An 8,853-nucleotide genomic window follows, 5' to 3' on the forward strand; every position below is an offset into this window, starting at 1 on the left:
ATGCGAGTGGCACAGTCAATTTCAGAGTTAATCGGAAAAACGCCGATTGTGAAATTAAACCGCGTTGCAGAAGAAGGTAGTGCAGATATTTATTTGAAATTAGAGTTCATGAACCCTGGGAGTAGTGTAAAAGATCGTATTGCTTTAGCGATGATTGAAGTTGCTGAGAAACAAGGATTACTAAAAGAAGGCGATACGATTATTGAGCCAACAAGTGGAAACACAGGGATTGGTTTAGCGATGGTAGCGGCGGCAAAAGGGTATAAGGCAATTTTAGTTATGCCGGAAACGATGAGCATTGAACGTCGCAATTTATTGCGTGCTTATGGAGCGGAGTTAGTGTTAACGCCAGGATCAGAAGGGATGGGCGGGGCAATTCGTAAGGCAACAGAGTTATCGAAAGAACATGGATACTTTATGCCTCAACAGTTCCAAAATGAAGCAAATCCAGAAATTCATCGTTTAACTACGGGTCCGGAAATTGTCGAGCAGATGGGCGATCAATTAGATGCATTCATTTCAGGTGTTGGTACAGGTGGAACAATCACGGGTGTTGGTGAGATATTAAAAGAGACGTATGAAGATATTAAAATTTATGCCGTAGAGCCTGCTGATTCTCCGGTATTATCGGGTGGAAAACCAGGTCCTCATAAAATTCAAGGTATCGGTGCTGGATTTGTTCCTGGAACATTAGATACAGATGTATATGATGAAGTTATTCAAGTAAAGGCAGAACAAGCATTTGAATATGCAAGAAGAATAGCGCGTGAAGAAGGAGTTTTAGTTGGTATTTCATCTGGAGCAGCTATTTATGCGGCGACAGAAGTTGCAAAAAAACTTGGAAAAGACAAAAAAGTACTTGTCATTATTCCAAGTAATGGTGAGCGTTATTTAAGTACACCACTTTATCAGTTTGAGTCATAAGTTTTAATGTATGGAAAGCATTCCTCAAAAAAGGGATGCTTTTTCTTTTTTCGTTTGAAAATAGGAAAAGAGTGAACGACTAGAAAACTTCATGTAAAATAAGTGTTAGTTGAATCAAATCGGGTTTCTGTGGACGGTTCAATGTTTTTTAATCGATCGTTAGAACAGGATAAAATAAGACGAGGTGTTTATATGCAGCGACGAAAATCTTTAGCTATTTCAGTTCCATATCAGTTAGACTTTTTTAAACAGTATAAGTTCCTTTCGCAAAATAAACCTCATCATATCATTTTAGAAAGTGGCCGCGGGGGACGTTATAGTATTGTTGGACTTGATCCTGTAGCGATTGTTCGTGGGAAAGATGAAACACTACATATATGGGAAAATGGAAAGGAAACAATAGAAAAGGGAAATCCATTGCACCTAATGCAACAGTATATGGAACGATGGAAAACGGAACATAATGATGCATATCCGCCGTTTCAAGGTGGTGCAATTGGTTATTTCAGTTATGATTGTATCCGTTATATTGAGAAAATACCTTCTCTTGCAGAAGATGATGTAAATGTACCAGATATATTTTTCTTATTGTTTGATGATGTATTTGTTTATGATCAGAAAGAACAGGTGTTATGGATTATTACGCATTATACAAATGACGAGGAGCAAGCGAAGCAACACTTAAATGAATTAAAAGAGCTTTGGTTACAAGATTTGCCGAAAGTGACAATGCAATTTATTCGACCTGAAACGAATAAAGGGGCGGTTTCCTTTACAGAAGCAGGGTTTGTTGAAGCTGTTGGGCGAATTCAGGATTATATTAGCGCAGGAGATGTATTTCAAGTGAATTTGTCTACAAGACAAGAAAAAACATTGCAAACGCATCCGTTGGAAATTTATACGAAGCTTCGTGAAATTAATCCTTCTCCATACATGGGCTATTTAGAACTTGGGGATCTTCAAATTGTAAGTGCTTCACCAGAGCTATTAATTAAAAAGCAAGGTAATGAAGTAAGTACACGTCCGATTGCGGGGACACGCTCTCGAGGGGAAGATGAACAAGAAGATCAAAAGCTTGCAAAAGAGCTAATTGAAAATGAAAAAGAGCGTGCAGAACACGTTATGCTTGTTGATTTAGAGAGAAATGATTTAGGGCGTGTTTGTGAGTATGGGACAGTAGAAGTAGATGAATTTATGGTAATTGAAAAATATTCCCACGTTATGCATATCGTTTCAAATGTACGCGGGGAATTACAGCAAGGAAAAGGTGCTTTTGATGGTGTAAAGGCTGTATTTCCGGGTGGGACGATTACCGGAGCGCCAAAAATTCGGACCATGGAAATCATTGAAGAGTTAGAACCAGTTCGCCGTGGTATTTATACTGGGTCAATTGGTTGGATTGGCTATTCAGGAGATATGGAATTAAATATTGTCATTCGTACGTTACTTGCGAAAGATGGACAAGCGTATGTACAGGCGGGGGCAGGAATTGTTATTGATTCTAATCCGAAAAATGAGTATAAAGAGTCTTTAAAGAAAGCAATAGCATTATGGCGTGCAAAAGAAAGTAGCGAAGAAACGGTTAGGTGAGAGAAATGATATTAATGATTGATAATTATGATTCCTTTACGTTTAATTTAGTGCAATTTCTTGGAGAATTAGGACAAGAACTTATCGTCAAACGTAACGATGAAATTACAATTGAAGATATTGAACAGATGCACCCTGATTTCTTAATGATTTCTCCAGGGCCGTGTAGTCCGAATGAGGCGGGGATTAGTATGGATGTGATTCGTCATTTTGCAGGGAAGATTCCGATTTTTGGCGTTTGTTTAGGGCATCAATCTATCGCTCAAGTATTTGGAGGGGATGTTGTTCGTGCGGAGCGTTTGATGCATGGGAAAACGTCCTTAATGCATCATGATGAGAAAACAATCTTTGGTGATATTCCAAATCCATTTACAGCAACGCGTTACCATTCTTTAATTGTAAAAAAAGAAACATTACCAGAGTGCTTGGAAGTAACATCTTGGACAGAGGAAGGAGAAATTATGGCGCTTCGTCATAAAACATTACCGATTGAAGGTGTACAATTCCATCCAGAATCTATTATGACTTCCCATGGTAAAGAATTGTTGCAAAATTTCATCCGTCATTACAGCCGGAGTACTTCTGTATGTTAATTTATGTGAACGGTTCATTTGTAGAGGCGAGTGAAGCTAAAATTTCTCCTTATGATCATGGATATTTATATGGCCTTGGTGTATTTGAAACGTTCCGTATTTACAACGGGCACCCCTTCTTATTAGATGATCATTATGAACGGCTTATGACCGCTCTTTCGTCATTACATATTGTGTGGAAAATGACAAAAGAAGATGTGAAAAGCATATTAAAAGAATTAATGGTAAGAAATCATTTGCAAAATGCGTATGTTCGTTTTAACGTGTCTGCAGGTAGCGGGGAGATTGGCTTGCAGACAGATATGTATGAAGAGCCTTCTGTTATTGTTTTTATAAAACCTTTATCGGCTCCTGGTGATGTAGTAGAAAAGGAAGGAGTCATTTTAAGACAAACACGCAATACGCCAGAAGGGGAATTTCGTTTAAAGTCACATCATTATTTAAATAATATTTTGGGAAAACGTGAGATTGGGAATGCAACTTCAAAAGAAGGGATTTTTCTTACAGAAGAAGGGTATATTGCGGAAGGGATTGTTTCGAACCTTTTTTTTGTGAAAAATGACATATTGTATACACCATCGCTACAGACTGGCATTTTAAATGGGATTACTCGTGCTTTCATATTAGTAGCCGCTAAAATATTGGGGCTCAAGGTAAGAGAAGGATTATTCTTACAAGAAGAGTTACTTACAGCTGATGAGGTGTTTGTAACAAATTCCATTCAGGAAATTGTCCCGATTTGGTGCATTGGAGAAGTGCATTTCCCGGGTAAAGAAGGATTGGTTACAACTAAGCTTTTGTGTGTATATGAAACGTATCGTGAAAAGCTTTGGAGTAGAAATGAATTGTTAAAAGGAGATGTCTAACATGCGGTGCGGTGAATATACATTGAACTTAAATGAAAAGACGTTCATTATGGGTATTTTGAATGCTACACCTGATTCTTTTTCAGATGGCGGTAATTATAATGAAGTTGGAGCAGCTGTCTGCCGTGCGAAAGAGATGGTAATGAACGGTGCGCATATTATTGATATTGGTGGAGAGTCTACTCGACCTGGTTTTGCTAAGGTGTCAGAAGAAGAAGAAGTGCAACGTGTTGTACCAATCATTCAAGCTGTATCACAAGCGGTAGATGTTCCTATATCTATCGATACGTACAAAGCGGAGGTTGCCAAACGAGCTATTGAAGCTGGTGCACATATTATTAATGATGTTTGGGGAGCGAAAGCAGAACCAGACATTGCGAAAGTGGCGGCGCATTATAATGTACCAATTATTTTAATGCATAACCGCGAGAATACAAATTATCGAAATCTGATGGCGGATTTGATTGCTGATTTGTATGAGAGTATTACAATTGCGAAACGTGCAGGTGTAAGTGATGAGAATATTATTTTAGATCCAGGTATAGGATTTGCGAAAACATTTGAGCAAAATTTAGAAGTAATGCGAAATCTAGAGCAGTTGAAAGTATTAGGATATCCACTTCTTCTTGGAACCTCTCGAAAATCATTTATTGGTCATGCGTTAGATTTGCCAGTAGAAGAACGCTTAGAAGGAACTGGTGCAACGGTTTGTCTTGGCATTCAAAAAGGCTGTGAAATTGTACGTGTTCATGATGTGAAAGAGATGTCCCGCATGGCGAAGATGATGGACGCTATGTTAAGGGGGTAAAGGGTTTGGATAAAATTTTTGTTCATGATATGGAGTTCTACGGTTACCATGGTGTATTTCCTGAAGAAAATAAATTAGGGCAGCGTTTTAAAGTAGACTTAACTGTAGAATTAGATTTGAAGAGAGCTGGAATGAGCGATGACTTAGAGCATTCCGTAAATTATGGAGAGTTATATGAGCTATGTAGATGTGTGGTAGAAGAGAAAACGTATAAACTTGTGGAAAGTATTGCGGAAAATATTGCGGCGGATATATTAGAACGGTACGATTGTATTATGAATTGTATTGTAAAAGTTATTAAACCAGATCCGCCAATTCCAGGACATTATCGTGCGGTGGCGGTGGAGATTGAGAGAGGGCGCTCATGAATAATGTAGTTTATATTGCTTTAGGTTCGAATATGGGTGAGCGCTATATGTATTTATCACAAGCTATAGAGCTGTTGGGTGCACATCCAGCTATTGAAATTGAGGATGTATCATCTGTTTATGAAACAGATCCGGTTGGGTTTACAGAACAAGACTGTTTTTTAAATTTAGTTATAAAAATTTCTACCAATTTATTGCCTCAAGAATTATTGATGGTGACACAAAAGGTGGAGAATGAGCTAGGAAGAAAAAGGGAAATCAAATGGGGACCTCGTACCATTGACCTTGACATTTTGCTCTATAATCACGAAAATATTGAAGCAGAGAATCTTGTTGTTCCGCATCCGCGGATGTTTGAAAGAGCTTTTGTTATCGTTCCGTTGATGGAGATTAATCAAGAAATTAACCGAAACATTTCATGTTCACAAGTAGAAGAAATGAAAAGGCGAGAGGGAGTAACGGTATGGAAGCAGAGAAATGGGGAAGACGCATTCGCGCTTTTCGTAAATTAAAAGGCTATACACAAGAAGGATTTGCGAAAGAGTTAGGAGTATCTGTATCGGTTTTAGGTGAAGTAGAGAGAGGGAATCGAGTTCCGTCTCGGGATTTTGTTGCAGAGGTTGCAAAGACGTTAAACGTTTCAATAGAAGAATTAATGCCGAAGTAGGGATAATAACGGGAGGCAATAAAGTGTTAAAGATTGCAAACATTGAAATGAAAAATCCGGTTGTACTAGCGCCGATGGCGGGGGTGTGTAACTCTGCATTCCGCTTAACGGTAAAAGAATTTGGTGCAGGATTAGTATGTGCGGAAATGGTAAGTGATAAGGCGATTTTATTTAACAATCAAAAAACGTTAGATATGCTATATATTGATGAGAGAGAAAAGCCATTAAGTCTACAAATTTTCGGTGGGGAAAAAGAAACGCTTGTAGAAGCTGCAAAATATGTAGATAAAAATACAACGGCGGATATTATCGATATTAATATGGGATGTCCAGTGCCGAAGATCACAAAATGTGATGCAGGGGCAAAGTGGCTACTTGATCCGAGTAAAGTGTACGAAATGGTAGCAGGGGTAGTAGATGCAGTTGAGAAGCCGGTGACGGTAAAAATGCGTATCGGCTGGGATGAAGATCACATTTTTGCAATTGAAAATGCTCAGGCAGTTGAACGTGCAGGCGGCCAGGCGGTTGCTGTTCATGGTCGTACTCGTGTTCAGATGTATGAAGGGAAAGCGGATTGGAATATTATTAAGCAAGTAAAACAAGCTGTTAATATTCCTGTTATCGGAAATGGTGATGTAGAAACGCCACAAGATGCGAAGCGTATGTTAGATGAAATTGGTGTAGATGGTGTAATGATTGGGCGTGCAGCGCTTGGTGATCCATGGATGATTTACCGTACAGTGAAATATTTAGAGACTGGTGAATTAATGCCAGAGCCATCTGTACGCGAAAAAATGGACGTATGTATGCTGCATTTAGATCGTCTTATTGATTTGAAAAATGAAGACATCGCAGTTCGAGAAATGCGTAAACATGCAGCGTGGTACTTAAAAGGTGTTAGCGGTAATGCGAGAGTGCGCAATGGAATTAACGGTTGTAATACACGTGCCGATCTTGCTTCTTTATTGACAGCGTTCGTAGAAGAAGTAGAAGCGAAACAAAAATCTATTCAAGTTGGATAATGGCAAGTGATAGAAGGAGTGTTTGACATTCCTGTTGTTACTACCTATAATTACGTCTAAGAAATAAGAACTGCCAGCGCGTTGCTGGCAGTTTTTCTAGTTGGATAGAAAATGATATACTATATATATTGTAAATTTTAATAGAGCTGGAGTGATATCAATACCATGGATAACATGAACCACGAAGAATTAAATGACCAATTGCTCGTTCGTCGCGAGAAGCTACATAACTTACGTGAACAAGGAATCGATCCATTTGGTAAACGTTTTGAACGTACGCATTCAACGAAAGAATTGTTAAGTTTGTATGGAGAACTTTCTAAAGAAGAGTTAGAAGAGAAAGAAATTTTTGTTTCAATTGCTGGTCGTATTATGACAAAACGCGGTAAAGGGAAAGCGGGATTTGCGCATATCCAAGATTTACATGGCCAAGTTCAAATTTATGTTCGCAAAGATACAGTTGGTGATGAGCAGTATGAACTGTTTAATACAGCTGATTTAGGTGACCTAGTAGGAATTGAAGGGAAAGTATTTAAAACAAAGGTTGGAGAACTTTCAGTTAAAGCAACTGGTTTTACTCTATTAACAAAATCTCTTCGTCCACTTCCTGATAAATATCATGGATTAAAAGATGTTGAACAACGTTACCGTCAACGTTACTTAGATTTAATTACGAGCATGGAAAGTCGTGAAACGTTTGTAACTCGTAGTAAAATCATCCGTGAGATGAGAAGATATTTAGATAACAATGGTTATCTAGAGGTAGAAACGCCAATGTTGCATGCGATTGCAGGCGGAGCATCTGCGCGTCCGTTTATTACACATCACAATGCGTTAGATATGGAATTCTATATGCGTATTGCAATTGAGTTGCATTTAAAACGCCTAATTGTAGGTGGATTAGAGAAGGTATACGAAATTGGTCGCGTATTCCGTAATGAAGGTGTATCAACTCGTCATAACCCTGAATTTACGATGATTGAGTTATATGAAGCGTATGCAGATTATAAAGATATTATGAAACTAACAGAAAACATGGTTGCTCATATTGCGAAAGAAGTTTTAGGTACAACGACGGTTCAATATGGCGAATATGAAATTAATTTAGAGCCAGAGTGGACAAGACTTCACATGGTAGATGCGATTAAAGAGCATTCAGGAGCAGACTTCTGGAAACCGATGAGTGTAGAAGAAGCTCGTGCGTTAGCGAAGGAACACGGTGTGGAAATTAAGGATACAATGGAAGTTGGTCATATTATTAATGAGTTCTTTGAGCAAAAAGTAGAAGAACATTTAATTCAACCAACATTTATTTATGGTCATCCAGTGGAAATTTCTCCTCTTGCGAAAAAGAATGAAGAAGATCCACGCTTTACAGATCGTTTTGAGTTATTTATTGTTGCTCGTGAACACGCGAATGCATTTACAGAATTAAATGATCCAATCGATCAAAAAGAACGTTTCGAAGCGCAGTTAAAAGAGCGTGAACAAGGTAACGATGAAGCGCACATGATGGATGATGATTATATCGAAGCGCTTGAGTATGGTATGCCTCCTACAGGTGGATTAGGAATCGGTATTGATCGTCTTGTTATGTTATTAACGAATGCGCCGTCTATTCGTGACATACTACTATTCCCTGCGATGAGACATAAACAAGACTAGGCTTTGGAGTTTTCTCCAAAGCTTTTTTTATATTGTTTTATAAGGTGAAAAAAATTATAAAAAACTATTGCATTTTAATTTATGAACTGGTATATTTATATTCGTTGTCACGAACGGCAACGAGGTCAACAACTTAGAGATGAAAAAAGTTGTTGACAGAGAAATAACGAAATGTTATATTAATAAAGTCGCTTTGAGCGGCAGATGAGTTCTTTGAAAACTGAACGAAACAAACAACGTGAAACGTCAATTTTTATTTATGATGCTAGACAAACTTTATTGGAGAGTTTGATCCTGGCTCAGGATGAACGCTGGCGGCGTGCCTAATACATGCAAGTCGAGCGAACCGA

10 protein-coding genes and 1 rRNA gene are annotated in these 8,853 nt (G+C 38.3%); all 11 read left to right on the plus strand.

Going from position 1 to position 8,853, the window contains the following annotated elements:
- Positions 1-924, plus strand: a complete 924-nt coding sequence (gene cysK / locus PLX19_RS23505) for a cysteine synthase A (protein WP_272191302.1) — start codon at positions 1-3, stop codon at positions 922-924.
- A 192-nt stretch (positions 925-1,116) separates the two neighbouring features.
- Entirely contained in the window at positions 1,117-2,514 is a 1,398-nt protein-coding gene (gene trpE / locus PLX19_RS23510; protein WP_272191303.1) for an anthranilate synthase component I, read from the plus strand.
- 5 nt (positions 2,515-2,519) lie between these two features.
- Positions 2,520-3,107 (plus strand): aminodeoxychorismate/anthranilate synthase component II, encoded by a 588-nt coding sequence (gene pabA / locus PLX19_RS23515; RefSeq protein ID WP_272191304.1) that lies wholly within the window; start codon positions 2,520-2,522, stop codon positions 3,105-3,107.
- A complete protein-coding gene (gene pabC / locus PLX19_RS23520) occupies positions 3,101-3,973 on the plus strand; it encodes an aminodeoxychorismate lyase (RefSeq protein WP_272191305.1) in 873 nt (290 codons plus the stop codon). The genes pabA and pabC overlap by 7 nt, the downstream gene beginning before the upstream one ends.
- On the plus strand, positions 3,966-4,781 hold the full coding sequence (folP, locus tag PLX19_RS23525) for a dihydropteroate synthase (RefSeq protein ID WP_272191306.1): 816 nt from the start codon (positions 3,966-3,968) through the stop codon (positions 4,779-4,781). The genes pabC and folP overlap by 8 nt, the downstream gene beginning before the upstream one ends.
- A gap of 5 nt (positions 4,782-4,786) precedes the next feature.
- A complete protein-coding gene (folB, locus tag PLX19_RS23530) occupies positions 4,787-5,149 on the plus strand; it encodes a dihydroneopterin aldolase (protein WP_272191307.1) in 363 nt (120 codons plus the stop codon).
- Positions 5,146-5,661, plus strand: coding sequence for a 2-amino-4-hydroxy-6-hydroxymethyldihydropteridine diphosphokinase (gene folK / locus PLX19_RS23535; protein ID WP_272191308.1), 516 nt, complete (start codon positions 5,146-5,148; stop codon positions 5,659-5,661). The genes folB and folK overlap by 4 nt, the downstream gene beginning before the upstream one ends.
- Positions 5,613-5,816, plus strand: coding sequence for a helix-turn-helix domain-containing protein (locus tag PLX19_RS23540; RefSeq protein ID WP_272191310.1), 204 nt, complete (start codon positions 5,613-5,615; stop codon positions 5,814-5,816). The genes folK and PLX19_RS23540 overlap by 49 nt, the downstream gene beginning before the upstream one ends.
- Before the next feature lie 23 nt (positions 5,817-5,839).
- Entirely contained in the window at positions 5,840-6,838 is a 999-nt protein-coding gene (dusB, locus tag PLX19_RS23545) for a tRNA dihydrouridine synthase DusB (RefSeq protein ID WP_272191311.1), read from the plus strand.
- A gap of 165 nt (positions 6,839-7,003) precedes the next feature.
- The gene (lysS, locus tag PLX19_RS23550) at positions 7,004-8,503 is read left to right on the plus strand and encodes a lysine--tRNA ligase (RefSeq protein ID WP_272191312.1); all 1,500 of its coding nucleotides are present in this window, start codon (positions 7,004-7,006) and stop codon (positions 8,501-8,503) included.
- A 276-nt stretch (positions 8,504-8,779) separates the two neighbouring features.
- A 16S ribosomal RNA gene (locus PLX19_RS23555) occupies positions 8,780-8,853 on the plus strand; the annotation flags it as partial.

The sequence above is a fragment of the Bacillus sp. BP-3 genome (assembly GCF_028401955.1).
GTDB lineage: Bacteria > Bacillota > Bacilli > Bacillales > Bacillaceae_G > Bacillus_A.

Coding starts and splice junctions, on each gene's coding strand:
- cysK (WP_272191302.1), top strand. CDS start 1: ATGCGAGTGGCACAGTCAATTTCAGAGTTAATCGGAAAAACGCCGATT.
- trpE (WP_272191303.1), top strand. CDS start 1,117: ATGCAGCGACGAAAATCTTTAGCTATTTCAGTTCCATATCAGTTAGAC.
- pabA (WP_272191304.1), top strand. CDS start 2,520: ATGATATTAATGATTGATAATTATGATTCCTTTACGTTTAATTTAGTG.
- pabC (WP_272191305.1), top strand. CDS start 3,101: ATGTTAATTTATGTGAACGGTTCATTTGTAGAGGCGAGTGAAGCTAAA.
- folP (WP_272191306.1), top strand. CDS start 3,966: ATGTCTAACATGCGGTGCGGTGAATATACATTGAACTTAAATGAAAAG.
- folK (WP_272191308.1), top strand. CDS start 5,146: ATGAATAATGTAGTTTATATTGCTTTAGGTTCGAATATGGGTGAGCGC.
- PLX19_RS23540 (WP_272191310.1), top strand. CDS start 5,613: ATGGAAGCAGAGAAATGGGGAAGACGCATTCGCGCTTTTCGTAAATTA.
- lysS (WP_272191312.1), top strand. CDS start 7,004: ATGGATAACATGAACCACGAAGAATTAAATGACCAATTGCTCGTTCGT.